We start from the raw sequence: 25,262 nt of genomic DNA on the forward strand, positions 1-25,262 counted from the left end.
TAGGGGCGCTGCATGACGGCTGGTTGAAGTTCTCATGAAATTGTCAGGTTCGCTTCGGGCCTTCCCTCGGACGTGCGAACCGGTCATGGTCGCGGCCATGCAATGGATCGACGACGGCATCGTGCTCGGCACCCGCATGCACGGGGAAGCCAGCGTGATCCTGGAGCTCTATACCCGCGACCACGGCCGCCACCTCGGACTGGTGCGCGGCGGCCGTTCCAGGCGGAACCAGCCGGTGCTGCAGCCGGGCAATACCGTGCATGCCACCTGGCACGCGCGGCTCGACCAGCATCTCGGCAATTTCACCGTCGAGCCGGTGCTGTCGCGCGCGGCCCGGCTGATGGAGGGCAGGGTGGGGGTCGCCGGCATCACCCATCTTGCCGCGCTCGCCCGCCTGATGCCGGAGCGCGACCCGCATCCGGGCCTGTTCGAGGGCCTGACCATGATCGCCGACGCCTTGCCGGACCGCGAGATCGCCGCGCCCTTGGTGGTGCGTTTCGAGCTGGAGATCCTGCAGGAGCTGGGCTTCGGCCTGGACCTGAGCGAATGCGCTGCGACCGGCGCGACCGCCGAGCTCGTCTATGTCTCGCCGAAATCGGCGCGTGCCGTGTCGCGCGGCGCGGGTGAACCGTGGAAGGACAAGCTCCTGGCGCTGCCGGCCTTCCTGGCAGGACCCGGGCCGGTGGTGCTCGAGGATGTGCTCGCCGGTTTCCGGCTGACCGGCTATTTCCTGTCCCGCCACGTGTTCGAGCCGCGCGGGCTCGCCATGCCGGATGCGCGCGAAGCTTTCATCCGGTCGTTGGGTTGAGCCGCTAGGCTTTACTTGCCATCGCGGATGCGCTCGCTTAATCCCGCAACCTGATGGCGTCAGGACATTTCCGGCCTGAGCCGGGCGACGAGAACTCCCATGCACGATATCCGCTGGATCCGCGACAACCCGCAAGCCTTCGACGACGGCCTGGCCGCCCGGGGTCGCTCGCCCTTGTCCGCGGAACTGATCGCGCTGGACGATGCCCGCAAGAGCGCGATCGCCACGCTGCAGGCCGCCCAGGAGCGGCGCAATGCCGCGTCCAAGGAGATCGGCCAGGCCATGGCCGCCAAGGACATGGCGCGTGCCGACGGGCTGAAGGCCGAGGTGAGCGGCCTGAAGGACACCATGGCGGTGGCCGAGGTGGCCGACCGGAAGGCGCAGGCCGAGCTGATCGCCGCGCTGGAAGTGCTGCCCAACCTGCCTCTGGCCGACGTGCCGGTGGGGCCGGATGAAAGCGCCAATGTCGAGCATCACCGGTTCGGCGCGCCCCCGGCGCTGGCCTTCGCCGCCAAGGAGCATTTCGAGCTCGGCGAGGCGCTCGGCCAGATGGACTTCGAAGCCGCCGTCAAGCTGTCGGGTTCGCGTTTCGTCGTGCTGAAGCGCGGCCTTGCCCGCATGGAGCGGGCGCTCGCCCAGTTCATGCTCGACCTGCACACCACCGAGCACGGTTATGACGAGATCGCGCCGCCGGTGCTGGTCAAGGACAATATCCCCTATGGCACGGCGCAATTGCCGAAGGCCGCCGAGGATATGTTCGTCACCCGCGAGGGCTTCTGGCTGACGCCGACCGCCGAGGTCACGCTGACCAATCTGGTACGCGACGAGATCGTCGCCGAGGACGTGCTGCCGCTGCGGCTGACCGCGGCGACCCAGTGCTTCCGCTCGGAAGCGGGCGCCGCCGGCCGCGACACGCGCGGCATGCTGCGCCAGCACCAGTTCCTCAAGGTCGAGCTGGTGTCGATCACCGCGCCGGAAAAGAGCCTGGACGAGCACGAGCGCATGCTCGCCTGCGCCGAGGAGGTGCTGAAGCGGCTCGACCTGCATTACCGGGTGGTGACGCTGTGCACCGGCGACATGGGCTTCTCGGCGCGCAAGACCTATGACATCGAGGTCTGGCTGCCGGGCCAGAAGGCGTTCCGCGAGATCTCGTCCTGTTCGGTCTGCGGCGATTTCCAGGCACGGCGGATGAATGCGCGCTATCGTCCCAAGACCGGCGGGCCGCAATTCGTCCACACGCTCAACGGCTCGGGCGTGGCGGTCGGCCGGGCGCTGATCGCGGTGATGGAAAACTACCAGCAGGACGGCGGCGCCATCGCGGTGCCCGCGGCCCTTCAGCCCTATATGGGCGGGCTCAAGACGGTCGAGAAAGCCTGATGCGGATCCTGGTCACCAATGACGACGGCATTCACGCCCCCGGCCTGCAAAGCGCCGAACGGATCGCCCGCTCGCTGTCCGACGATGTCTGGGTCGTCGCGCCCGAGAGCGACCAGTCCGGCGTGTCGCATTCGCTGTCGCTGAACGATCCGCTGCGCCTGCGCGAGATTTCCGAGAAGACCTTCGCGGTCAAGGGCACGCCGACCGACTGCGTCATCATGGCGGTGAAGCACCTGATGGCCGGCGATCCGCCCGACCTCGTGCTGTCCGGGGTCAATCGCGGCCAGAACGTCGCCGAGGACGTGACCTATTCGGGCACTATCGCAGGCGCCATCGAAGGCACCATCCTGGGCGTCCGCTCGATCGCGCTGTCCCAGGCCTATGGCCCCGAGACCCGCCAGTCCGTGCCGTTCGAGACGGCGGAGGCCCATGCGCCCGGCGTGATCAGGACCATCCTGGAAGAGGGCATGCCCAGGGGCACGCTGATCAACATCAATTTCCCGAACCGCAAGCCTGGCGACGTCAAGGGCGTCAAGGTGACGGTGCAGGGCCGGCGCGACCAGGAGATCCTGACCATCGATCCGCGCCATGACGGCCGCGGCAATCCCTATTACTGGATCGCCTTCGTCCGGCGCCAGCAGCGGCTCGAGCACGGCGCGGATATCTGGGCGCTGTCGGAAGGCCATATTTCGGTGACGCCGCTGCGCATCGACCTGACCGACGAACCGACCATGACGCGTTACGCCGCGGTCTTCGCCGGCGATCGCGCCCCCGGCTCCTGATCGGGACCCCGAGATGAACGAGGCGCCGGGCCCGAACCATTATCTGGCGGCGGCGGAATTCGTTCTCATGCTGCGCCAGACCGGCCTGCACGACACCCGCGTGCTGCGCGCGATGGAACAGGTGCCGCGGGTGCCGTTCCTCGATCCACGCTGGTTTTCGCTCGCCGACGAGGACATCGCGCTGCCGATCGCCTGCGGCCAGTCGATCCTGCCGCCTTCGCTGACCGCCTCGATGATCGAGGCGCTCGACGTCGAGGCCGGCCATCGCGTGCTGCAGGTGGGCACCGGCTCGGGTTATGCCGCCGCCATTCTCGGACGGCTGGCGGCGAGCGTCATTACCGTCGAGCGCTGGCGGACGCTGGCCGACGAGGCCCATGCCCGGCTGCGCGGGCTCGGCTACGACATGATCGAAGGGGTTTTCGGCGACGGCCTCGACGGCTATCCGCCGCGCGCGCCCTATGACCGGATCCTGGTGACCTGCGCGATGCCGGCGATCCCCGCGGGGCTCGCCAGCCAGTTGGCGCCTGATGGCGTGCTGGTCGCGCCGATCGGCGACGGGGCGGGCGCACAGGAGATCGTGCGCGCCGTGCGCGGGCCGGAAGGCCTCGTCGCGACGGCCTTCGGCCGCGCCCGGGTCGAACCGGCGGTGCCGGGCGTGACGCGCCGGCTGTAATGTCCGCGCAATTTTCAGGTTAAGGAAACCGAACCTTAACCTGAACGGGTCATAAATCACGCCGTATCAAGTTGCGTACTGCGTGAGAGTGACAATGCGTGCCAGCGCGTTTTCCGGGCTATCCAAGATTGCCCTCGTCGTCGCCGTTTCGGGCTTGGGCGCTGCCTGCAGCTCCGACATCGCACGCTTCGATGAAAACCCCTTTCGCTCGCAACAGGTCGCCAGCGCGCCGCCGCGCAACGACACCGTCGCCTCCGTGCCGACCACCCGGGTCGATCGCGCGCCGCTGACGCCCGCCAATGATTTCGTCGTCGCCCAGCCGCCGCCGCGCGCCGAGCCGGTCGAGAGCTCGCCCTTCGGCGCCAATTCGGACCCGGGCCTGACCACCGGCTCGGTGCCGCAGCGCCAGCGCTTCGGTTCGTCCAGTCCGCAGACCCCGGCCGTGCGGCAGATGGCCATGGCGCGCAATGGCGAGCCCGCGACCGGCTCCAGCCGCGGCGGCTGGTCGGCCGCTGGCGGCACCAGCATCCGCACCAACGCGGGCGATACCGTCGAAACCCTGTCGCGCCGCTACGGCGTCCCGGGTTCGGCGATCGCGCAGGCCAATAACCTCACCCCCGGCCAGGCGCTGAGCCCGGGCCAGACCGTGGTGATCCCGACCTATTCGATGGGGCTCGGCAACCAGGTCGCCAGCAATGCTCAGGCGCCGGCCCGTCCGGCGGATCCGGTGCGTCCGGCCGAGCCGATGCGCGGCCAGGCCGCCGAAGCGCCGCGCCCGGCGACGCCGCGGCCGCCCGTGCGCCAGATCGCGATGACCCAGCCGACGCGCAACGATGCCGCGACCGCGCCGGTGCCGCAGGCCCGGATGAACTGGCAGGCGGGCTCGCAGGCGGCCAATCAGGGCGCGGCGTCGCAGCCGCAGGCCCATGCGCGGCCGCAGACGGCCCGTCCGGCGTCGCATACCGTCGTCATGGGCGAGAGCCTGGGGTCGATCGCGACCAAATATGGCGTGACCCGCCAGCAGCTCGCCAGCGCCAACAGCCTGCAACTCGACCGGCCGGTGCGGATCGGCCAGACCTTGCGTCTGCCCGGCGCGGCGCCGGCGATGACCGCCGCAGCCCAGCGCGAGCATGCCCAGCGGACCGCCGCCCAGGCGCGCAACACGCCGGCCGGCCAGCGCGCCGACCAGCAGGCGACCGGTTCGATCGCCCCGACCACGGCAACCGCCCGGCAAGCGCCGGAAGGCCGCGCCGCGCCGGCCCAGACCCAGGCTGCCGCTCCGGCTCCCGCCGCGCCGGCTCCCGCCGCGCCGGCCGCCGAGGCACCGGCCGCCCAGCCGGCGCGGACCGAGCAGGCCGCCGCGACGCCGGCCGCCAATGCCGATCCGCAATTCCGCTGGCCGGTGCGCGGCCGGGTGATCTCCAACTTCCGCCCCGGCTCGAGCGACGGCATCAAGCTGTCGGTGCCCGAGGGCACGCCGATCAAGGCGGCGGAAGACGGCGTGGTCGCCTATGCCGGTAACGAATTGCGCGGTTACGGCAATCTGGTGCTGGTGCGCCATTCCAACGGTTTCGTCACGGCCTATGCGCATAACAGCGACATCAAGGTCCGGCGCGGCGAGCAGGTGCGGCGTGGCCAGACCATCGCCTCGGCCGGCCAGACCGGCAATGTCAACTCGCCGCAGCTGCATTTCGAGATCCGGCGCGGCGCGACCCCGGTCGACCCGATGACCTATCTCGGTTCGAACTGACTTTTTCAGGATTTCGACGTGCGTTGGTCGGGCAGGGCGCATCCGAGCCCGACACGCGGCGCGCCGACACGGGTAGTCGATCAGCCCTTCTCCTGCGACCTCCAAAGGGGGCTGGTCATTTTCGGGGCGGCACGGCAGTGCCGCCCCAACTCTTTTTCGGATGCCGTCCGGGACGTTGTCAGGGTGGTTCGCCGCCGCTGGTCGTCCGCGTGACCCGGTCAATCCGCTGCACTCCCCTCCAGGGCTATTCTCGTCTTGGCCGGGCTTGTCCCGGCCATCCACGAATTTGAGCCAGTTGGTGGTGGAGATCGGAGCGATCCGGGTCCTCTGGGTGGGACCGCCGGCAGAAGTCGTGGATGCCCGGGCCAAGCCCGGGCAAGACGATGTGAGGCCTCACGGCGTATCGGGCCAGGGCCCGGGTCCTGTGACCGGCGGTGCCGTGCATTTCACCCGAGGCAAGATTTCGCCTTCCCCGGGGGGCTGGCCCGGGCATGGCCGCATCCAAAACAGAACAGGTCTTGAACGTCAGGGCCAAGCCCAGGCAAGACGATGTGAAACCTCATCGGGGCCTGCGCTCAAACGGCCCCTCAGGCCTCGATCCGGACCTCGAGCCGGCCGGCGAGGTCCTGGATATATTGCCAGGCGACGCGGCCGGAGCGGGAGCCGCGGGTGGTCGACCATTCCAGCGCCTCGGCGCGGATGGTGTCCTCGTCGTGCTTCAGGCCGAAATGGGCGGCGTAGCCGAAGACCATGGCCAGATATTCGTCCTGGCTGCATTTGTGGAAGCCCAGCCACAGGCCGAAACGGTCGGACAGCGACACCTTCTCCTCGACCGCCTCGCCCGGATTGATCGAGGTCGAGCGCTCGTTCTCCATCATGTCGCGCGGCAGGAGGTGGCGCCGGTTGGAGGTGGCGTAGAAGATGACATTGTCGGGCCGGCCCTCGATGCCGCCTTCGAGAACGGCCTTCAGCGACTTGTACGAGGTGTCGTTGTTGTCGAAGGACAGATCGTCGCAGAACACGATGAAGCGATAGGCCGAGGCGCGCACCAGGGTCATCAGGCCGGGCAGGGTCTCGATATCCTCGCGATGGATCTCGACGAGCTTCAGGATCGCCCGGCCGCCGGACTGAACCAGGCCGCCATTGACGGTCGCATGCGCCGCCTTGACCAGCGACGACTTGCCCATGCCACGCGCGCCCCAGAGCAGGGCGTTGTTGGCGGGCAGGCCGGCGGCGAAGCGGCGGGTGTTCTCGATCAGGGTGTCGCGGGACCGGTCGATGCCGCGCAGCAGCACCATTTCGACCCGGTTGACGCGCTGCACCGGCTCGAGCCGGGGCCCGACCGGATTCCAGACGAAAGCGTCGGCGGCGGCGAGGTCGGGGATGGCCGGCACCGGCGGCGCCAGGCGCTCGAGCGCCGCGGCGATGCGCAGCAAGGTGTCGGTCGTGGGTTGAATGGCGCGGGCGAGGTCGTCGGACACGGGAAAACTCCAGGATCTGTCGTCCGTCACTTGCACCAGCTCAGCCCTTCGAGCAATCGCGGGACTGGAAAGATCGCTCCGCGCGACCCACATGGCTCCAAGAGGTGGTAGCCGCCGTTGCAATCGACGCTTTGGTGGCTATAGTCCGCGCGAATTTCCATGCCTGTTGCGATGATGCGACGGGATCTCCACAAAGGACCGTCCATGTTCAGCACCCCGGCCTTCGCCCAGACCGGAGCGGGTTCCATCAGCGAACTCCTGCCTTCGCTGCTGCCCTTCGTCTTGATTTTCGTCATCATGTATTTCCTGATCCTCCGGCCGCAGCAGAAGCGGGTGAAGGCGCAGCAGGAAATGCTCGGCAATCTGCGTCGCGGCGATCAGGTGACGCTTTCGGGCGGCGTGATCGGGCGGATCACCAAAGTGGTCGATGACGCGACCCTCGAAATCGAAATCGCCGACAACGTGCGCATTCGCGCGGCGAGGCAATTCGTCGCGGAGGTGCGCTCGAAGGGCGAGCCGGCGGAAGAGAAGTAAGACTTGAGGTCCGGCGCGCCCGCGCGGGCGCGCCCGTTTTCGCCTAGGAACGACCACCGATGCTCAACATCGTGCGCTGGAAAGCCACCCTCATCCTGCTGACGGCCTTCGTGACCATGCTATTGGCTGCGCCCAATATCATGCCGCAATCCTGGGTCGATCAGCTGCCCAGGGCCCTGCGCACGCATATGACGCTGGGCCTCGACCTGCAGGGCGGCGTGCACCTGATGGTGCAGGTCGATGCCGATGCGGTGCGCAAGGAGCGGCTGGAAAACCTGCGCGACGACGTCCGCCGGATCCTGCGCGATGCGCGCGTCCAGGTGGCGAGCGTGACCTTCCAGGGCAACAGCGTGGTGGCGCGGCTGCGCGAAGGCCAGAACGCCGAACTCGCCAATACCGAGCTGCGCAAGATCCCGCAGCCGCTCGGCGGCGCCTTCTCGACGTCCGGGCAATATGATTTCGAGGTCACGCGCCAGGGCGACGTGTTCACCGTGACCGCCACCGAGGCGGGCCTGCGTGACCGCCTGACCCGCGCCGTGAGCCAGTCGATCGAGGTGATCCGGCGCCGTATCGACCAGCTCGGCACGACCGAGCCGGTGATCCAGCGCCAGGGCGCCGACCGCATCCTGGTGCAGGTGCCCGGTGAAAAGGACCCGCAGCGCGTCAAGGCGATCATCGGCACGACGGCGAAGCTGGAGTTCCGGCTGGTCGACCAGTCGATGCGGGTGGAAGAAGCGCTGGCCGGCCGGGCGCCGGCCGATTCCCAGGTCATGTATGAAGAGGTCAAGGAAGGCGGCCGCGTCGTCCAGCAGATCCCTTATCTGGTGCAGCGCCGGGTGATCGTCTCGGGTGAGGAACTGGTCGACGCGCAAGCGGCGTTCAGTGCCCAGTCGGCCGAATGGATCGTCAATTTCCGCTTCAATTCGAGTGGTGGCCGCAAGTTCGCGCAGGTCACCCAGGAAAACGTCAACCGACCCTTCGCCATCATTCTCGACAACAAGGTGGTTTCGGCGCCGGTCATCCGCGAGCCGATCCTCGGCGGTTCGGGCCAGATCTCGGGCCGGTTCACGGCGGAGAGTTCGGCCAACCTGGCACTGCTCTTGCGCGCCGGTGCCTTGCCGGCGCCGCTCACCGTGGTCGAGGAGCGGACCGTCGGTGCCTCGCTCGGCGCCGATTCGGTGGCCGCCGGCACCCGCGCCGCCATTATCGGCTCGATCTTCGTCGTCATCTTCATGTTCGCGACCTATGGGCTGTTCGGGCTGTTCGCCAACATCGCCGTGATCGTCAACGTCACCATGATGTTCGGGCTGCTGAGCCTGGTCGGGGCGACGCTGACCTTGCCGGGCATTGCCGGCGTGGTGCTCACGGTGGGCATGGCGGTCGACAGCAACGTGCTGATCTTCGAGCGCATCCGCGAGGAAGCCCGCATGGGCCGATCGGTGATCGCGGCCATCGATACCGGCTTCACCAAGGCCATGGGCACCATCATGGATGCCAATGTCACGCAGTTCCTGGCGGCGGTCATCCTGTTCTATCTGGGCACCGGGCCGGTCAAGGGCTTCGCCCTGACGCTGGGCCTCGGCATCATCACCACCATGTTCACCGCCATCACCTTCACGCGGTTCATCGTCGTCCTCTGGCTGCGCTGGTTCAAACCCGCGCGGATCCCGATGTGATCGCGCGAAAGGGAGATCTTTACCGTGCGCCTGCTGCGACTCGTCCCTGACGACACCAAATTCGGCTTCATGCGAATCCGGCCGATCGCATTCGCCCTGTCGATGATCGTCACGCTGGCGACCATTGTCGGGTTCCTCATATTCGGCCTGCATGTCGGCATCGACTTCAAGGGCGGTACGCTGGTCGAGCTGCAGGCGAAGCAAGGCACCGCCAACATGCTCGAGCTGCGCAACCGGCTCGGCACGGTGAATATCGGCGAGGTCCAGCTGCAGGAATTCGGCGGTCCGGCGCTGGTCCTGGTGCGCTACGGCGAGCAGCCCGGCGGCGATGCCGGCCAGCAGGCGGCGCTCCAGCGCGTCCGCCAGGTGGTCGATGCCGATTACGAGGTGCGCCGCACCGAGGTGGTCGGCCCGACGGTCTCGGCCGAGCTGGTGCAGATGTCGGTGGTCGGCCTGATCCTGTCGATCCTGGCCGTGCTGATCTACCTGTGGTTCCGCTTCGAATGGCAGTTCGCGCTCGGCGCCATGGTGGCGACGCTGCACGACATCGCCGTCGTGGTGTTCTTCTACGTGATCACGCGCAACGATTTCGACATCACCTCGATCGCCTCGCTGCTCACCATTGTCGGCTACTCGCTCAACAACACCGTGGTCATCTATGACCGCATCCGGGAAATGTTGCGCAAGCACAAGAAGATGCCGATCGCCGACCTGCTCGACGAGGCGATCAATTCGACGCTGGCGCGCACCACCATCACCCATATGACGACCTTCCTGGCGCTGCTCGGCCTGTTCTTCTTCGGCGGCGAGGTGATCCGGGGCTTCACTGCCTCCATGCTGGTCGGCGTGCTGATCTGCACCTATTCGTCGCTGCTCATCGCCGCGCCGATCCTGATCTATTTCGGCCTGCGCACCGGCGGCTTCAGCGCGCCGGTGTCGGCGGCGGCGGTCTCCACCGAAAAGGTCAAAGCCTGAGGTGCCGCGCGGCGAACCGATCCGCCAGCTGCATGACGGCTTCGTACCGGGCCGTTTCATCATCGACGCCTATGGGCGAGGCGGCTTCCGCTTCGCCGAGATGAGCCATCGCGGCTCGATCCTGGCGCTGCCGTCGGGCATTCATGCCTGGGAGACGGCGAGCCATCTGGACTTCACGCCGGAGGCTTTCGCCAAGGTGATCGCGGAGCGGGCCGCCATCGACGTCTTGCTGATCGGGGCGGGAGACGCGCCCTATCCGGTGCCCGAAGAGGTCCGCTGGACCCTGCGCGACGCCGGCATGGGGCTCGACGTGATGACCACGGGGGCCGCCGCGCGGACCTACAACATCATGCTGGCCGAGGGCCGGCGCGTCGCGGCCGCGCTGGTCGCGGTGGACTGAGGCCTTCGAGCCGGGACGCCGACCCTTGCGAATTCGATTCGGGAAAATGCGCTATCCTGTTGTTGTCGCGGATGTTCCGCGCGGCGGTGCCGGTGCGTGCCGCTCGACCCTGCTCCTTTAGCGAAGGCCATCATGGCGTCGGACACGGCGGCGAACGCCTTTCAGGCTTGCGAGGATCTGGTGCGGACGGCGGACAAGGACCGCTGGCTGGCGAGCCTGTTCGCGCCGGCGCCGTTCCGGCCGGACCTGATGGCGCTCTACGCCTTCAACATCGAGATCGCTGCGGTGCGCGAGCGGATATCGGCGCCCTTGCCGGGCGAGGTCCGGCTGCAATGGTGGCGCGACCTGTTGAACGGCGAGGCGCGGGGCGATGTCTCGGGGCATCCGGTGGCGGCCGCGCTGACGCAGGTGATCGCGCGCCGGCGCCTGCCGGTGAAGCCGCTGATCGATCTCATCGATGCCCGGGTGTTCGATCTCTATGACGACCTCATGCCGTCGGTGACCGATCTCGAAGGCTATTGCGGCGAGACCTCGTCGGCGCTGATGCAGCTGGCGGCGCTGGTCCTCGCCGACGGGCGGGATCCCGGAACCGCCGATATCGCCGGCCATGCCGGCGTCGCCTATGCGCTGACCGGGTTGATCAGGGCGTTTCCGCTGCATGCGGCGCGCGGCCAGGTCTTCGTGCCGGCCGACATCCTCGCGCGCCGCGGGGCGCGGCGCGAGGATATCGTCAGCGGCACGATGTCGGCGGGGATCGGCGAGGCGCTCGAGGACTTGCGCGTCCTGGCGCGCGGCCATGTGCAGGCCAGCGAGGCGCTTCGGGGCCAGGTCGCGGTCGAGGTTGCGGCGGCATTCCTGCCGGCGGCGCTGTGCCGCCTCTACCTCGATCGGATGGATCGGTTCATCGAGGCGCCGTTCACCAGCCAGGTCGAGGCGCCGCAATGGCGCCGGCAGTGGCTGATGTGGCGGGGCGCCCGGCGAGCCCGGTCTGGTCCGAGGCTCGCCGATCTTTCAGTCAAGGTCGCCTGAGCGACCCGACAGCCAGGTCAGATCGACCGGGCGGCCTTGCGGGCGAGGAACTCGATCTCACCGCGCTGGAAACCCATGTCGGCCAGCGAACGGTCGTCGAGCTGGGTCAGCTCGGCCTTGGTGCGCTGATAGGTCAGCCAGGCGTTGAAGCGGGTCACGAGGGCGTTGAACAGGTAAAGCATCGGGATATCTCCAATCGGAACACTCGAACGCCCCTCCCATGACGTTCGCTGGGTGAGAGATAGTTGCGATTTCGCAGTTGCGAAGAGAAAATGTTGCACCGCAGCTATGCGCGAACGCAGCCTGTCGGTCTCAGGTGAGCATGGAGCCGGCAAACAGGCCCAGAACGCTTGCAAAAAGCGCCGCCGCCGATGCGAGAGCGAAACGCCAGCCGAAGCCCCATGTGCCCAGGCCCAGGCCATAACCGGCCTTGGCGGCCGTGTTGGAGACGACCGCGACGAGAATCGCCGCGGTCGCGACATCGAGCGACAGCGCGGTGCCGGCCATGCCGGCGACGGTCAGGGTCGCGGCGTCGACATCGGCAAAACCGGCCAGTGCCGAGACGACAATGGTGCCGCCGCTGCCGAACCAGGCTGCCGCTGCGCGGGCAACGAAACCGATGACGGTGAGCAGCAGGGCCATCTGCAGCACCGACCAGAGTTCGAACGGATTGCGCACCACCTGCGGGCCGTCGGGCTCGGTGCCGCGGCGCGCCATCAGCAGCGCCGCCGCGACCATGACGAGCGTGCCGGCGGCGAGCGCGGGTGCGACGCGCAGGGTCAGGGCCGGGGCGAGCGCGGCGATCAGCAGGCCGGTGCGGATGTAGGACACCGCGCCGGCCACCAGCGCGCCGGCGGCCAGCAGGCCAGGGGCGTCCTGTTCGGTCGAGCGGCGGGCGTTGGCCAGGCTGACAGCGGTCGACGACAGGAGGCCGCCGGCGGCGCCCGCGGCCAGTTCGCCCGAACGCCCGCCCAGCACCTTCGCCGCGACGTAACCGGCAAAGGAGACGCCGGCCAGCAGGATCGCGAGCGTCCAGATCTTGGCCGGCGAGATGCCGCCGAACGGGCCGAGCGGCTCGGCGGGAATCAGCGGCAGGACCACTAGGGTCATGGCGAGCAGGACGATCGCCGAGCGCAGTTCCGGCCAGGTCAGGGTCCGCATGAAGCCGTGCAACGCCTCGCGGCTGGCGAGAATGGTGGCGAGCACCACGCCGCCGGCGGCGGCGACCCGCATGTCGCCGACGACGGCCACGGCGCCAAGCACGAAGGTGAGCAGGGCGGCGATCGCGGTGGTCGCGCTGAAATCGTGCTCGGCCGCGGCTTCGCGCAGCTTGAAGCGGGTGAAGGTCGCGGCGAAGCCGAGAAACAGGCCGACCAGCACGATGCCGGAAGGCCCATTGGCCGGCTTCAGCGCCAGCTCCAGCAGGCCGGCGCCGCCGCCCAGCATGCCGACCAGTGAAAAGGTGCGGACCCCGGCGGTGCGCCGGCCCTCCGGCTCGTCGCGTTCACGCCAGTGCCGCTCGACCCCCACCAGCGCGCCGATGGCGATGGCCAGTCCGAAGCGCTGGAACAGTTCGATATCGTTCATGACATGCCCGCGCCGTCCCCGAGCCAGCAGATATGCCCGGCACCGGCGCGGGTGCCAAGGGGCGGGGTCGGGCGAGTGGCGAATGGCGAGTGGGGAATGGGGATGATGCGGCGCCGGCGGCGCCAGCCCTCGGCCACGTCTGCGTGGGAAAGGGTGGCCGCGGAGCGGCCGGGTGAGGGTGGCGGCGTCGACACTCGCCGTGCATTCCGCCTGGAATGAGGGCAGGGGTCAGAAACCCGCCTGGCGCTCAGTCCGTCGCTTGCCATCGGGACGCAGGTCACGCGCCGGCGCAGCGACCCTCACCCGCCGGCACCTTCTCCCACGCAGGCGTGGGCGAGGGTTGGCGCGCGCCAGGCGTTCGGCTTCATCGCCATTCGCCATTCGCCTATTCCGCGGCCTCGATCTTGGCCTTCATCGGACGGCGCTGCAGCACCTCGCGCAGGAAGCGCCCGGTATGGCTGCGCAGTTCCTTGGCGATCTCCTCGGGCGGGCCGATGGCGACCACTTCGCCGCCGCCGTCGCCGCCCTCGGGGCCCATGTCGATGACCCAGTCGGCGGTCTTGATGACCTCGAGATTGTGCTCGATGACGACAACCGAATTGCCCTGGGCAACCAGTTCGTGCAGCACTTCCAGGAGCTTGGCGACATCGTGGAAATGCAGGCCGGTGGTCGGCTCGTCCAGGATGTAGAGGGTGCGCCCGGTGGCCTTGCGCGACAGTTCCTTGGACAGCTTGACGCGCTGCGCCTCGCCGCCCGAGAGCGTCGTGGCCTGCTGGCCGACATGGATATAGCCGAGGCCGACCTCCGACAGCGTCTTCAGGATGTCGCGCACCCTGGGCACCGCCTTGAAGAACTCGACGCCCTCGTCGACGGTCATGTCGAGCACGTCGGCGATGGACTTGCCTTTGAACACCACCTCCAGCGTCTCGCGGTTGTAGCGCTTGCCCTTGCAGACGTCGCAGGTGACGTAGACGTCGGGCAGGAAGTGCATCTCGATCTTGATGACGCCGTCGCCCTGGCAGGCCTCGCAGCGGCCGCCCTTGACGTTGAACGAGAAGCGGCCGGGCTCGTAGCCGCGCGCCTTGGCCTCGGGCAGCCCCGCGAACCATTCGCGGATCGGCGTGAAGGCGCCGGTATAGGTCGCCGGGTTGGAGCGCGGCGTGCGCCCGATCGGCGACTGGTCGATGTCGATGACCTTGTCGAGATGCTCGATGCCCTCGATGCGGTCATGCGGGGCAGGGGCCTCGTTGGCGCCGTTCAGCTTGCGTGCCACCGCCTTGTAGAGCGTGTCGAGCAGCAGCGTCGACTTGCCGCCGCCGGAGACCCCGGAAATGCAGGTGAAGGTGCCGAGCGGGATCTCGACGGTGACGTTCTTCAGGTTGTTGCCGCGGGCATTGACGATCTTCAGCGCGCGGCCCTTCTGCGGCTTGCGCCGCTTCGGCGTCGGCACGAACATTTCGCCGGTCAGATATTTGCCGGTGAGCGATTTCGGGTCGTTCATCACGTCCGACGGCGTGCCCTGGGCGACGATGCGGCCACCATGGATGCCGGCGCCGGGGCCGACATCGACGACATAGTCGGCCTGCAGGATGGCGTCCTCGTCATGTTCGACGACGATGACGGTATTGCCGAGGTCGCGCAGCCGCTTCAGCGTGCCGAGCAGCCGCTCATTGTCGCGCTGGTGCAGGCCGATGGACGGCTCGTCCAGCACATAGAGCACGCCGGTCAGCCCGGAGCCGATCTGCGAGGCCAGCCGGATGCGCTGGCTCTCGCCGCCCGACAGGGTGCCGGAATTGCGCCCGAGGGTCAGATATTCCAGGCCGACATCGACCAGGAAGCGCAGCCGGTCGCGGATTTCCTTCAGGATGCGGACGGCGATCTCGTTCTGCTTGGTGGTCAGTTTCGGCGGCAGTTCGGCGAACCAGTCATTGGCCGTGCGCACCGACAATTGCGAGATTTCGCCGATATGGGTCATGCCGACCTTGACCGCCAGCGCCTCGGGCTTCAGGCGGAAGCCGTTGCAGGTCTTGCAGGGCACGGCCGAGACATAACGCGAGATTTCCTCGCGCGCCCATTCGCTTTCGGTCTCCTTCAGGCGCCGCTCGAGATTGCGCACCACGCCCTCGAAGGTCTTGGTGGTCTCGTAGGAGCGCAAGCCGTCGTCATATTTGAAGGTGACGGTCTCCTCGCCGGTGCCGTAGAGGATGACGTTCTGCGCCTTCTCGGGCAGCGAGCGCCAGGGCGCGGTCAGCGAGAAGCCGTAATGTTTCGACAAGGCGTCGAGCGTCTGGGTGTAGAACGGCGAGGTCGACTTGGCCCAGGGCGCGATGGCGCCCTTGCGCAGGCTCAGGTCGCGGTCCGGGATGACCATGTCGGCATCGATCGTCTGCTCCACGCCGAGGCCGTCGCAGGCCGGGCAGGCGCCGAACGGGTTGTTGAACGAAAACAGCCGCGGCTCGATCTCGGAAATGGTGAAGCCGGAGACGGGACACGCGAATTTCTCCGAGAAGATCACCCTGAGCGGCTCGCCCTTTGAATCCTTGCCCTCGGCGAATTCGACGATGGCGATGCCATCGGCGAGCTTCAGCGCCATTTCGAAACTGTCGGCGAGGCGCGCCGCCATGTCGGCGCGCACCACCACCCGGTCGACCACCACGTCGATGTCGTGCTTCAGCTTCTTGTCGAGCGGCGGCACGTCGGCGATCTCGTAGAAGGTGCCGTCGACCTTGACCCGCTGGAAGCCCTTCTTCTGGTACTCGGCCAGCTCCTTGCGATACTCGCCCTTGCGGCCGCGCACCGCCGGCGCCAGCAGATAGAGCCTGGAGCCCTCGGGCAAGGCGAGCGTCTTGTCGACCATCTGGCTGACCGTCTGGCTCTCGATCGGCAGGCCGGTGGCCGGCGAATAGGGCACCCCGACACGGGCCCATAGAAGGCGCATGTAGTCGTAGATCTCGGTGACCGTGCCGACGGTGGAGCGCGGGTTCTTCGAGGTGGTCTTCTGCTCGATCGAGATCGCCGGCGACAGCCCGTCGATCTGGTCGACATCCGGCTTCTGCATCATTTCGAGGAACTGGCGGGCATAGGCCGACAGGCTCTCGACATAACGCCGCTGGCCCTCGGCATAGATCGTGTCGAAGGCGAGCGACGACTTGCCCGAGCCGGACAGCCCGGTGAACACCACCAGCGCGTCGCGCGGAATGGTCAGGTCGACGCCCTTCAGATTGTGCTCGCGCGCGCCGCGCACGGTGATCACCCGCTGGTCGGGGCGCCGCACGTCGTCGCGGAACTTGTCGAAAAGATCGGTCATCTATCGGGTCCGTTGAACGCGATCACAGGAAGGCACGCGCATGTCGCGCGCAAGACGGGGGCAAGCGGCTCGCCGGACCTCGGCAAAGGTCGACATGTCGAGAAACAAGCCCCCAAGGTAGAAACGACAGCCGCTCCCCGCCAGTGGCGCGGAGCCGCCGGATGGCTGATTTGCACAGGATGGGCGCGCCGATTCGAACCCTGCGCGCCGGCGGACCTTATCGGGCCTTGTCAGACGCGACAAGAACAAATAAAGAACATCATCGCGAGGCGGAATTCCCGCGCACCCTGTTCGAGAAACTGGGGGATAATCGGAATTCCCGACGATCTCGCGGTGACGGAGCCGGCCGAACATGGGATGGCTCCGATCAGTTCAGGCTGAAAGCGCCCCGGGCAGCGGCTGCGGGGAAAGGGAGCGTGTCATGGCAGGCAGCGTCAACAAGGTCATTCTGATCGGCAATCTGGGCAAGGATCCGGAAGTCAGGCGGATGAACAATGGCGAGCAGGTCTGCAGCCTGCGCATCGCGACCACCGAAAGCTGGCGCGACAAGGGGTCGGGCGAGCGCAAGGAGCGCACCGAGTGGCACGCGGTCGTCATCTACAATGAAAACCTGACGAAGGTCGCCGAGCAATATCTGCGCAAGGGCGCCAAGGTCTATATCGAGGGCCAGTTGCAGACGCGCAAATGGCAGGACCAGTCGGGGGTGGAGAAATACACCACCGAAGTGGTGCTGCAGCGCTTCCGTGGCGAAATGGTGCTGCTCGACGGCCGCGGCGGCGGCGGTGGCGGCGCGGATGCCGGCGGCGGCGGCGGTTATGGCGACGACAGCTTCGGCTCGTCCGGCGGCATCGAGAACCGGTCGGGCATGGGCCGCGCCGAGGCGCCGCGGCGTCCGGCGGCGCCCGCCGGCGGTGGCGGCCGCATGGATGACGACGAAATTCCGTTCTGAGCGGATAAACGACCATGGCGGGCCCGGCGATCGACGTTTCGGTGCGCCGGGCGACGCCTGACGATCTCGCCTTCATCATGGCGGCCGAGCGACAGCCGGCCTTCGAGCGGCAGGTCGGCCGCTGGCCGGCCGAGCGGCATCTGGCGGCCATGGCCTCGCCGGATTTCGCCTATCTGATCGGCGCGCGGCAAGGCGGCGAGCCCGCCGGCTTCGCCATCCTGCGCGATCTCAACAACCCCTCCGACAATATCGGCCTGCAGCGCATCGTGTCGGCGGCGGCCGGGCAGGGCTTCGGCAGGCCGTTCCTGACCGCGGTCATCGACTGGGTCTTTGCCCAAACGCGCTGCCACCGCTTCCTGCTCGAAGTCTTCACCGACAATCCGCGCGCCCGGCACGTCTATCGCTCCCTCGGCTTCGTCGAGGAGGGGCTGTTGCGTGAAGCGGTGAAGCGCGCCGATGGCGCGCGGTCCGACCAGATGCTGATGTCGCTGCTGCGCCGGGAATGGCGCACGTCCTGACGCGGCCGCGCCGGCGGGCTTGCCCGATGCCTCGGGCTGCGGGTTGGCCGGTCCGGCCAGGATGAGCACGCCGGGCGGGCAGGTGCCCCTACCGCCGGCATGCCCGCCGGGACGGGGACGACCGGCACCGCGCAGGACGCCGGCATTGTCGAAAGCCGCGAGGGGATCGCATCGCTCCGGGCCGCACGCGACAGACCGTCTTGGCAATGTCTTATATATCCAGTAATCTGGATATATGGAATCGACATCCGCAATTCTGGCGCTCGCCGCCCTCGCTCAATCGACCCGTCTCGAAACGTTCCGCCTGCTCGTCAGTCGCGAGCCCGACGGTGTGCCCGCGGGTGAGCTCGCGCGCCTGATGGCGATCCCTCAGAACACCATGTCGGCGCATCTGGCGGTTCTGTCGCGCGCCGGCCTGATCGTCGGCGAGCGGCGCAGCCGGTCGATCATCTATCGCGCCGACCTCGAAGGCTTTCGCGCGCTCACGCTTTTCCTGCTGAAGGACTGCTGTGGCGGCCGGCCGGAGCTCTGCGCGCCGCTGATTGCCGATCTCACCCCCTGCTGCCCGCCCGCGATTGCCGCCCAAGGTTCCCGGCCATGACCGAACGCGTCTTCAATGTCCTGTTCCTGTGCACCGGCAACACCGCCCGTTCGATTTTGGCCGAGGCCATTCTGAACAAGGACGGGGCGGGGCGCTTCAGGGCCTTCTCCGGCGGCAGCCAGCCGAAAGGAGAGGTCAACCCCCTGACGCTGCAGGTGCTCGGATCCTTCGGCTATCTGACCGATGGCCTGCGTTCCAAGGCCTGGACCGAATTCGCCGTGCCCGGCGCGGCCGAAATGGATTTCATCTTCACCGTCTGCGACAGCGCGGCCGGCGAAATCTGTCCGGTCTGGCCCGGCCATCCGGCCACCGCTCACTGGGGCATCGCGGATCCGGCGGCCGTCGAGGGCACGGCGGTGGAGAGGACCGCGGCCTTCGTCGCCGCCGTCCGCTATCTGAAGGCCCGGCTTTCGGTCTTCGCGGCGCTGCCCTTCGCCACCCTCGACCGCATGGCGCTCGCCCAGGCGTTGCACGCCATCGGCGCGATGGACGGCGCCTCGTCGGCCAATCCGAAAGTCAGCTGAGCCATGTCGCTGTTCGAACGCTACCTGACCCTCTGGGTCGCACTTTGCATCGTCGTCGGGATCGCGCTCGGCCATGCCTTGCCCGGCCTGTTCCAGGTCATCGGCGCCGCCGAGATCGCCAAGGTCAACATCCCCATGGCGGTGCTGATCTGGCTGATGATCATCCCCATGCTGATCCGCATCGATTTTTCCGCGCTCGGCAAGGTCGGCGCCTATTGGCGCGGCATCGGGGTCACTCTGTTCATCAACTGGGCGGTGAAGCCCTTTTCCATGGCGCTGCTCGGCTGGCTGTTCATCGGCTTTCTGTTCCGCCCCTATCTGCCGGCCGGCCAGATCGACAGCTATATCGCCGGCCTGATCATCCTGGCGGCGGCGCCCTGCACCGCCATGGTCTTCGTCTGGTCGAACCTGACCCGGGGCGAGCCGCATTTCACGCTGAGCCAGGTGGCGCTCAACGACGCCATCATGATCGTCGCCTTCGCGCCCATCGTCGGCCTGCTGCTCGGCCTCTCCGCGATATCGGTGCCCTGGGCGACCCTGGTGCTCTCGGTCGGGCTCTACATCGTCATCCCGGTCATCGCGGCGCAGGCGCTGCGCGGCCGGCTGACGGCGCGCGGCGGGGAGGCGGCCTTGGCCGGCCTCCTGAAAACCCTGCAGCCCTTGTCGCTGGTGGCGCTGCTGGTCACGCTCGTCCTGCTGTTCGGCTTCCAGGGTGGACAGATCATCGCCCAGCCCGCGGTCATCGCGCTGCTCGCCGTGCCGATCCTGATCCAGGTCTATTTCAATTCGGGCCTGGCCTATCTGCTGAACCGGATGACCGGCGAGCAGCATTGCGTCGCCGGTCCCTCGGCGCTGATCGGCGCCAGCAATTTCTTCGAGCTGGCGGTGGCCGCGGCCATCAGCCTGTTCGGCTTCAATTCCGGCGCGGCGCTCGCCACCGTCGTCGGTGTTCTGATCGAGGTGCCGGTGATGCTGTCGGTGGTCTGGATCGTCAATCGCAGCAAGGGCTGGTACGAGCGCGGCGATGCCGTCCGGCCGCTCGGACCATCGGAAGACGCCGTATCATGACCGTCACGATCTATCACAACCCCGCCTGCGGGACCTCGCGCAACACCCTGGCGATGATCCGGGCGAGCGGCGAGGATCCGGTGGTCGTCGACTATCTCCAGGATCCGCCGAGCCGCGTCCGGCTTGTCCAGTTGATCTTCGCCATGGGGATCACGCCGCGCGCACTCTTGCGCCGGAAGGACACGCCTTATGGCGCGCTCGGCCTCGACGATCCCGGCTTGAGCGACGAGGCCCTGATCGATGCCATGATGGCGCATCCGGTCCTGATCAACCGGCCGATCGTCGAGACCCCGAAGGGCACACGGCTCTGCCGGCCGTCGGAAGCCGTTCTCGATATTCTGCCGAACCGCGACATCGGCGTCTTCGTCAAGGAGGACGGCGAGGTCGTCCGGAGCTGACGGCCAGGGGGAACTCCATATTTCTGTAATTCTAGAAATACGGTTGACTCGCCGCCGATCCTCGGCGAGGCTTGCCGCATGAACATCGACGATGCCGCCGCCCGCCTCGAAGCCCTCGGCAACCCGACACGCCTTCGGATCTACCGCATGCTGGTGCGTGCCGGCGATGCCGGCTCCAGCGTCGGTAAGCTGCAGGCGAGCCTGGACATCGCTGCCTCGACGCTGTCGCACCATCTGAAGAGCCTGGTCGTGGTTGGCCTGATCGCCCAGGAGCGCCAGGCCACCACGCTGATCTGCCGGGCCAATTACGACGTGATGCGCGGGCTGGTTGATTTCCTCGTCGAGGAATGTTGCGCCGACCAGGCCTGTGGCGCGGCCCCCGCCGCCGCGCCGGCTCCCTGACCTTTTCGCTTTGTAATTCGATATTTCCGGAAGGACCGTTTAATGGGAATCGAGAAGCGCAAGACCGTTGCTGTCATCGGAGCCGGGCCGGTCGGCCTGGCGGCCGCCGCGCATGGGCTGGAGCGGGGGCTCGAGCCGATCGTGCTGGAGGCCGGCCCTGACATTGCCGCCGCCATCCGCCAATGGCGCCATGTCCAGCTGTTTTCGCCCTGGGAGTTCAACATCGACAAGGCGGCGGCCCGGCTGCTGGCCGGGGCCGGCTGGAACCCGCCCGACCCGATGCTCTATCCGACCGGCGGCGCGCTGATCGAGGGCTATCTGCGGCCGCTCGCGACCCGCACGGCATTGAAGGATCACATCCGCCTGTCGAGCCGCGTCACCGGCATCAGCCGGGCCGGGTTCGACAAGGTGAAGACCAAGGGCAGGGCGGAGGCGCCTTTCGAGATCCGCTATCGGAATGGCGACGGCGACCAGACGGTGCTGGCCGATGCCATTATCGACGCCTCCGGCACCTGGTCGTCGCCGAACCCGGCCGGGGCCAATGGCTTGCCGGCGGTCGGCGAGGCGGCGGCCGCGGCGCGCATCGCCTATGGCTTGCCCGACGTCGGCGGAGCCGACCGGAACCGCTATGCGGGCCGGACCGTCGCGGTGCTGGGCGCCGGCCATTCGGCCGTCGGTACCTTGATCGACCTGGCCGGCCTCGCCGCCGCGGATGCCGGCACGCGCGTCCTGTGGCTCTTGCGCGGCAACGACCCGGCGAAGTCCTTCGGCGGGGGCGTCAACGATGCCCTGGCGGTACGCGGCGCCCTCGGGTCGGTGCTTTCCGGCCTGGTCACGGACAGGCGGATCCAGATCGAGACGGAATTCCGTGTCTCGCATGTGACGGCAACCGAGGCCGGCTTGCGCGTGGGTGCCGGTTCGGCCTGTTGCGGCCGCCACGTCCTGGTCGACGAGCTGGTCGTGGCCACCGGCTTTCGGCCCGATCTCGGGTTCCTCCGTGAACTGCGGCTCGGCCTCGATCCGGCGCTCGAGTGTCCACCGCTCCTGGCCCCGCTCATCGATCCGAACGAACATAGCTGCGGCACGGTGCGCGCCCATGGCGCGCGCGAACTGGCTCAGCCGGAACCTGGGCTCTATTTCGCCGGCATGAAGTCCTACGGCCGGGCTCCGACCTTCCTGATGCTGACGGGTTATGAGCAGGTCCGCTCGATCGTCGCCGAAATCGCCGGTGATCACGAGGCCGCCCGGCGCGTCGAGCTGGTTCTGCCGGAGACGGGGGTGTGCAGCCTGTCCCGCTCGCCGAACGGCGACGCCGTCGGCGGTGGCGGGCCGGCCGAAGCGGACGCGGCGGCCTGCTGCGGGCAGGACGAGCCGGCGAAGCGGACGGCGGAGGAGGGATGTGGCTGCGGTTCCGTGAAGACGTCACCCCGGCCCGAAACGGCGCCCGGGCCCGCCGCCGGCTGCCGTGGCTGACCGATGTCGCGGAGCCGGATGAGTGTCGTCGTCGTCCTGGGAACCACCCAGACCCTGGCCTGGGCCTCCAGCTACTACCTGCCGGCCATCCTGGCCGACGCGATGGCGCACGACCTCGGCACGTCGAGTGCCTGGATCTTCGCGGCCTTCTCGGCATCGCTGCTCGTCTCCGCCGTTCTCGGCCCGCGCATCGGCCGCAGCATCGATGCCTTCGGCGGGCGCGGGGTGCTGGCCCTGTCCAGCCTGGCCCTGGCGGCCGGGCTCATCCTGCTCGGCCTGGCCCAGTCGCAGCTCGTCTTATGGCTGGCGTGGCTGGTCCTCGGCTTTGGCATGGCGCTCGGGCTCTATGACGCGGCCTTTGCGACGCTCGGGCGGATCTATGGCGCTTCCGCCCGTTCGACGATCACCGGCATTACGCTCATTGCCGGCTTTGCCAGCACGATCGGCTGGCCGCTGACCGCCTGGGGGCTCGCCGAATATGGCTGGCGTCCCACCTGCCTTGCCTGGGCCGCGGGCCATCTGCTGATCGGCCTGCCGCTGAACTGGTTCCTGTTGCCGCGCGCCGAAAAGGCCCAGGCAGCCAAGGTCGCGCCACCGCCCGCCGCGACGGTCTCCTGGGACCGCAACATGGTCCTGCTGGCGATCGCCTTCGCGCTCACCTCTCTGGTCGCCGGCGCCATGGCGGCGCATTTGCCCCGCCTGCTGCAGGCCGCCGGCGCCTCCGTCACCGAGGCCATCGCGGCCGGCGCCTTGATCGGGCCGGCCCAGGTCGCGGCGCGCCTGGTCGAGGCCGGCCTCCTGAACCGCTTCCATCCGCTGCTGTCGGCGCGGCTCGCGGCCATGACCCATCCCATCGGCGCGGCGGTCCTCGGGCTGTTCGGCGGAGGCGCGGCGGCGGGGGCCTTCGCGCTCCTGCACGGCGCAGGCAACGGCGTGCTGACGATCGCGCGCGGCACCGTTCCCTTGGCCATTTTCGGTCCGGACAATTACGGCTACCGCCTCGGCCTGATCGGTGCGCCGGCACGCATGGCCCAGGCGGCCGCCCCCTTGATGTTCGGGCTGTTGATCGAGCGCTGGGGGGCGGGGGCGCTGGTGGCGTCCAGCACATTCGGCATTGTCGCCCTCGCCGCGCTGTGCTTCGTCAAGACCGGATGCGCGAGCGGCCATGTCGGCGCTGATCGTGGGCAGGGCCAATGCATTCGATAAAGGAAATCGGCCATGAGCGGGCGATGGCCGCTTCCGGCTTCGTGGGCGCCGTCGTCGCGGCCCAGGTGCTGGCGCAGATCGGCACCTTTACCTTGCCGGCCCTGCTGCCGGGCTTCATCACCCGCTGGTCGCTTTCGGCGACGGAGGCCGGCTGGCTGATCGGCGCCTATTTCGCGGCCTATGTCGCGGCCGTCCCGATCCTGGTCGGCCTGACCGACCGCGTCCCGGCGCGGCGCATCTATCTGTTCGGCACGGCGCTGACGGCCGCAGCGCATCTCGGCTTCGCCCTGTTCGCGGAGGGATTCTGGAGCGGGCTGGCGCTGCGTGCCGTCGCCGGCATCGGTTGGGCCGGCTGCTACATGCCGGGGCTGAAAGTGATCGCCGACCGGCTGGAGGGAAATGCCCAGTCGCGCGCCGTCTCCTGGCATGCGGCGGGTGTCGGGATCGCGGGGGCCGGCTCCTTCGCGGTTGCCGGCCTCTTCGACAGCCTGGGCGGTCCGTCGGCCGCCTTCCTGTTCGGAGCCGCCGCCGCCGCGATGGCCTTCGGCATCGGTCTCGCGGTCATGCCCAAGGGCGTTCCCCCTCGGCATGCCGGCGCCCCGGCCGCGGCGGCACTGCTCGACTTCCGGCCGGTGTTGCGGAACCGCGCCGCGATGGCCTGGATCGCGGGATATACCGTGCATACCTGGGAGCTCGCGGCGCTGCGGGCCTGGGCCGTGACCTTTCTCGGCATCACCCTTCTGCGCGACGGCGCAGCCGGCTGGCTGCCGGGACCAACCATCATCTTCACCGCCGCGGGCCTGGTCGGGATCGCCGTCTCGATCGTGGGCAACGAGACGGCGCAGCGGTTCGGTCGCGCCCGGGTCGTTGCGGCCGCGATGGGAACGGCGGCGGTTCTCGCGCTGGTCACCGGCCTGTCCAGCCTGGTCTCGGCGCCGCTCGCCGCGCTCTGCGTGGTGCTGTGGAACGCGGCGATCTATCTCGACAGTTCGGCGCTGACCGCGGGCACCGTCCAGGCCGCGGCGCCGGGCTTGCGTGGCGCGACGATGGGCCTGCACAGCATGTGCGGTTATGCCGGTGGCTTTCTCGGCCCCTTGGGGGTCGGTATCGCCCTGGACATGGCGGGGCCGGACAGCCGCTTCGGTTGGGCCCTGGCCTTCGGCCACGTCGCGGTGGTCACCCTGGTCGGCCTCGCCATTCTGCGCCGGATCGGCCGGGCCCGCTGATCCGTCCGTTCCGTACACGGCCTCGACGCGCCGGCCGGATTGACATGTCGGAATGTAAAGTTTATTTACTTTACATTCCTCTCCGATCTCCCGAAGGCCGCCATGACCCTCGCTCCCTTGCTTGCGGCGCCTGCCGTCATCCAGATCCATGCCGTCGCCGCGCTCGCCCTGATCCCGCTGACCCTGGCGCAGTTCATGCGCCGCAAAGGGGGCACGACGCACCGCGTGCTCGGCTGGAGCTGGGTGGCGCTGATGACCATCGTCGCCATCTCGTCGTTCTGGATTCATTCGATCCGGCTGATCGGGCCGTTCAGTCCGATCCACATCCTGTCGATCATCACCCTGTTCGGCCTGTTCGGGGCGATCGTCGCTCGCCGCCGCGGCAATATCGCCCGTCACCGCCGGATCATGATGATGGTGACGGGTGGTTGGGCGGCCGCCGGCCTGTTCGCCTTCCTGCCGGGGCGGGTGATGGCGATGATGACCTGGGCGGGGTGACCGGCCCGGCCGGAAAGAGC

At 68.2% G+C, this 25,262-nt stretch carries 25 protein-coding genes; 21 read left to right on the forward strand and 4 right to left on the reverse strand.

Features of this window, described 5'->3' with window-relative positions:
• The first annotated feature begins 97 nt into the window (after positions 1-97).
• The 5 genes from recO to AC07WJ_RS35515 all read left to right on the forward strand — a co-directional run bounded on the left by recO (position 98) and on the right by AC07WJ_RS35515 (position 5,390).
• On the forward strand, positions 98-808 hold the full coding sequence (gene recO / locus AC07WJ_RS35495; RefSeq protein WP_494939512.1) for a DNA repair protein RecO: 711 nt from the start codon (positions 98-100) through the stop codon (positions 806-808).
• Positions 809-907: 99 nt separating this feature from the next.
• A complete protein-coding gene (gene serS, locus AC07WJ_RS35500) occupies positions 908-2,185 on the forward strand; it encodes a serine--tRNA ligase (RefSeq protein ID WP_494939458.1) in 1,278 nt (425 codons plus the stop codon).
• A complete protein-coding gene (surE, locus tag AC07WJ_RS35505) occupies positions 2,185-2,967 on the forward strand; it encodes a 5'/3'-nucleotidase SurE (protein WP_494939459.1) in 783 nt (260 codons plus the stop codon). The genes serS and surE overlap by 1 nt, the downstream gene beginning before the upstream one ends.
• A gap of 13 nt (positions 2,968-2,980) precedes the next feature.
• Positions 2,981-3,640, forward strand: a complete 660-nt coding sequence (locus AC07WJ_RS35510; protein WP_494939460.1) for a protein-L-isoaspartate(D-aspartate) O-methyltransferase — start codon at positions 2,981-2,983, stop codon at positions 3,638-3,640.
• Between the two features lie 94 nt (positions 3,641-3,734).
• Entirely contained in the window at positions 3,735-5,390 is a 1,656-nt protein-coding gene (locus AC07WJ_RS35515) for a peptidoglycan DD-metalloendopeptidase family protein (protein ID WP_494939461.1), read from the forward strand.
• A 587-nt stretch (positions 5,391-5,977) separates the two neighbouring features.
• Here the strand turns inward: AC07WJ_RS35515 and AC07WJ_RS35520 are convergent.
• The gene (locus AC07WJ_RS35520; RefSeq protein ID WP_494939462.1) at positions 5,978-6,871 is read right to left on the reverse strand and encodes an ATP-binding protein; all 894 of its coding nucleotides are present in this window, start codon (positions 6,869-6,871) and stop codon (positions 5,978-5,980) included.
• A gap of 204 nt (positions 6,872-7,075) precedes the next feature.
• Between AC07WJ_RS35520 and yajC the strand changes: the two genes are divergently transcribed.
• The 5 genes from yajC (at position 7,076) to AC07WJ_RS35545 (ending at position 11,485) form a co-directional block, all read left to right on the forward strand.
• Positions 7,076-7,405 carry a preprotein translocase subunit YajC gene (gene yajC / locus AC07WJ_RS35525; RefSeq protein ID WP_494939463.1) on the forward strand — a complete coding sequence of 110 codons (330 nt, stop codon included), beginning with the start codon at positions 7,076-7,078 and terminating at the stop codon, positions 7,403-7,405.
• A gap of 59 nt (positions 7,406-7,464) precedes the next feature.
• Positions 7,465-9,081 carry a protein translocase subunit SecD gene (gene secD / locus AC07WJ_RS35530; RefSeq protein WP_494939464.1) on the forward strand — a complete coding sequence of 539 codons (1,617 nt, stop codon included), beginning with the start codon at positions 7,465-7,467 and terminating at the stop codon, positions 9,079-9,081.
• Between the two features lie 24 nt (positions 9,082-9,105).
• Positions 9,106-10,056, forward strand: a complete 951-nt coding sequence (gene secF / locus AC07WJ_RS35535; protein WP_494939465.1) for a protein translocase subunit SecF — start codon at positions 9,106-9,108, stop codon at positions 10,054-10,056.
• A gap of 1 nt (position 10,057) precedes the next feature.
• Positions 10,058-10,456, forward strand: coding sequence for an Mth938-like domain-containing protein (locus tag AC07WJ_RS35540; protein WP_494939466.1), 399 nt, complete (start codon positions 10,058-10,060; stop codon positions 10,454-10,456).
• 132 nt (positions 10,457-10,588) lie between these two features.
• Positions 10,589-11,485 (forward strand): phytoene/squalene synthase family protein, encoded by an 897-nt coding sequence (locus tag AC07WJ_RS35545; RefSeq protein ID WP_494939513.1) that lies wholly within the window; start codon positions 10,589-10,591, stop codon positions 11,483-11,485.
• A gap of 17 nt (positions 11,486-11,502) precedes the next feature.
• Here AC07WJ_RS35545 and AC07WJ_RS35550 read toward each other — a convergent pair whose 3' ends face one another.
• The 3 genes from AC07WJ_RS35550 to uvrA all read right to left on the reverse strand — a co-directional run bounded on the left by AC07WJ_RS35550 (position 11,503) and on the right by uvrA (position 16,379).
• Entirely contained in the window at positions 11,503-11,667 is a 165-nt protein-coding gene (locus tag AC07WJ_RS35550; RefSeq protein ID WP_494939467.1) for a DUF1127 domain-containing protein, read from the reverse strand.
• Between the two features lie 130 nt (positions 11,668-11,797).
• Positions 11,798-13,072: an MgtC/SapB family protein gene (locus AC07WJ_RS35555; protein ID WP_494939468.1), complete on the reverse strand. Its 1,275-nt coding sequence runs from the start codon at positions 13,070-13,072 to the stop codon at positions 11,798-11,800.
• Positions 13,073-13,457: 385 nt separating this feature from the next.
• The gene (gene uvrA, locus AC07WJ_RS35560; RefSeq protein ID WP_494939469.1) at positions 13,458-16,379 is read right to left on the reverse strand and encodes an excinuclease ABC subunit UvrA; all 2,922 of its coding nucleotides are present in this window, start codon (positions 16,377-16,379) and stop codon (positions 13,458-13,460) included.
• Between the two features lie 421 nt (positions 16,380-16,800).
• Here uvrA and ssb point away from each other — a divergent pair, with 421 nt between their 5' ends.
• The 11 genes from ssb (at position 16,801) to AC07WJ_RS35615 (ending at position 25,242) form a co-directional block, all read left to right on the forward strand.
• The gene (gene ssb / locus AC07WJ_RS35565) at positions 16,801-17,328 is read left to right on the forward strand and encodes a single-stranded DNA-binding protein (protein ID WP_494939470.1); all 528 of its coding nucleotides are present in this window, start codon (positions 16,801-16,803) and stop codon (positions 17,326-17,328) included.
• Positions 17,329-17,342: 14 nt separating this feature from the next.
• Positions 17,343-17,846 carry a GNAT family N-acetyltransferase gene (locus AC07WJ_RS35570; protein WP_494939471.1) on the forward strand — a complete coding sequence of 168 codons (504 nt, stop codon included), beginning with the start codon at positions 17,343-17,345 and terminating at the stop codon, positions 17,844-17,846.
• A 235-nt stretch (positions 17,847-18,081) separates the two neighbouring features.
• The gene (locus AC07WJ_RS35575) at positions 18,082-18,447 is read left to right on the forward strand and encodes an ArsR/SmtB family transcription factor (protein ID WP_494939472.1); all 366 of its coding nucleotides are present in this window, start codon (positions 18,082-18,084) and stop codon (positions 18,445-18,447) included.
• Positions 18,444-18,971 carry an arsenate reductase ArsC gene (locus AC07WJ_RS35580; RefSeq protein WP_494939473.1) on the forward strand — a complete coding sequence of 176 codons (528 nt, stop codon included), beginning with the start codon at positions 18,444-18,446 and terminating at the stop codon, positions 18,969-18,971. Before AC07WJ_RS35575 ends, AC07WJ_RS35580 begins: the two co-directional genes overlap by 4 nt.
• A 3-nt stretch (positions 18,972-18,974) precedes the next feature.
• Positions 18,975-20,039: an ACR3 family arsenite efflux transporter gene (gene arsB / locus AC07WJ_RS35585; RefSeq protein WP_494939474.1), complete on the forward strand. Its 1,065-nt coding sequence runs from the start codon at positions 18,975-18,977 to the stop codon at positions 20,037-20,039.
• The gene (gene arsC, locus AC07WJ_RS35590; RefSeq protein ID WP_494939475.1) at positions 20,036-20,437 is read left to right on the forward strand and encodes an arsenate reductase (glutaredoxin); all 402 of its coding nucleotides are present in this window, start codon (positions 20,036-20,038) and stop codon (positions 20,435-20,437) included. The genes arsB and arsC overlap by 4 nt, the downstream gene beginning before the upstream one ends.
• A 78-nt stretch (positions 20,438-20,515) precedes the next feature.
• Positions 20,516-20,839, forward strand: coding sequence for an ArsR/SmtB family transcription factor (locus AC07WJ_RS35595; RefSeq protein ID WP_494939476.1), 324 nt, complete (start codon positions 20,516-20,518; stop codon positions 20,837-20,839).
• A 48-nt stretch (positions 20,840-20,887) separates the two neighbouring features.
• A complete protein-coding gene (locus AC07WJ_RS35600; RefSeq protein WP_494939514.1) occupies positions 20,888-22,312 on the forward strand; it encodes an NAD(P)-binding domain-containing protein in 1,425 nt (474 codons plus the stop codon).
• A 3-nt stretch (positions 22,313-22,315) separates the two neighbouring features.
• Positions 22,316-23,518, forward strand: a complete 1,203-nt coding sequence (locus tag AC07WJ_RS35605) for an MFS transporter (protein ID WP_494939477.1) — start codon at positions 22,316-22,318, stop codon at positions 23,516-23,518.
• Positions 23,519-23,541: 23 nt separating this feature from the next.
• Positions 23,542-24,744 carry an MFS transporter gene (locus AC07WJ_RS35610; RefSeq protein ID WP_494939478.1) on the forward strand — a complete coding sequence of 401 codons (1,203 nt, stop codon included), beginning with the start codon at positions 23,542-23,544 and terminating at the stop codon, positions 24,742-24,744.
• A 102-nt stretch (positions 24,745-24,846) separates the two neighbouring features.
• Positions 24,847-25,242 carry a DUF2306 domain-containing protein gene (locus tag AC07WJ_RS35615; RefSeq protein WP_494939479.1) on the forward strand — a complete coding sequence of 132 codons (396 nt, stop codon included), beginning with the start codon at positions 24,847-24,849 and terminating at the stop codon, positions 25,240-25,242.
• Positions 25,243-25,262 lie beyond the last annotated feature (20 nt).

The organism is Phreatobacter sp. GW821-FHT04C01 (assembly GCF_059420385.1).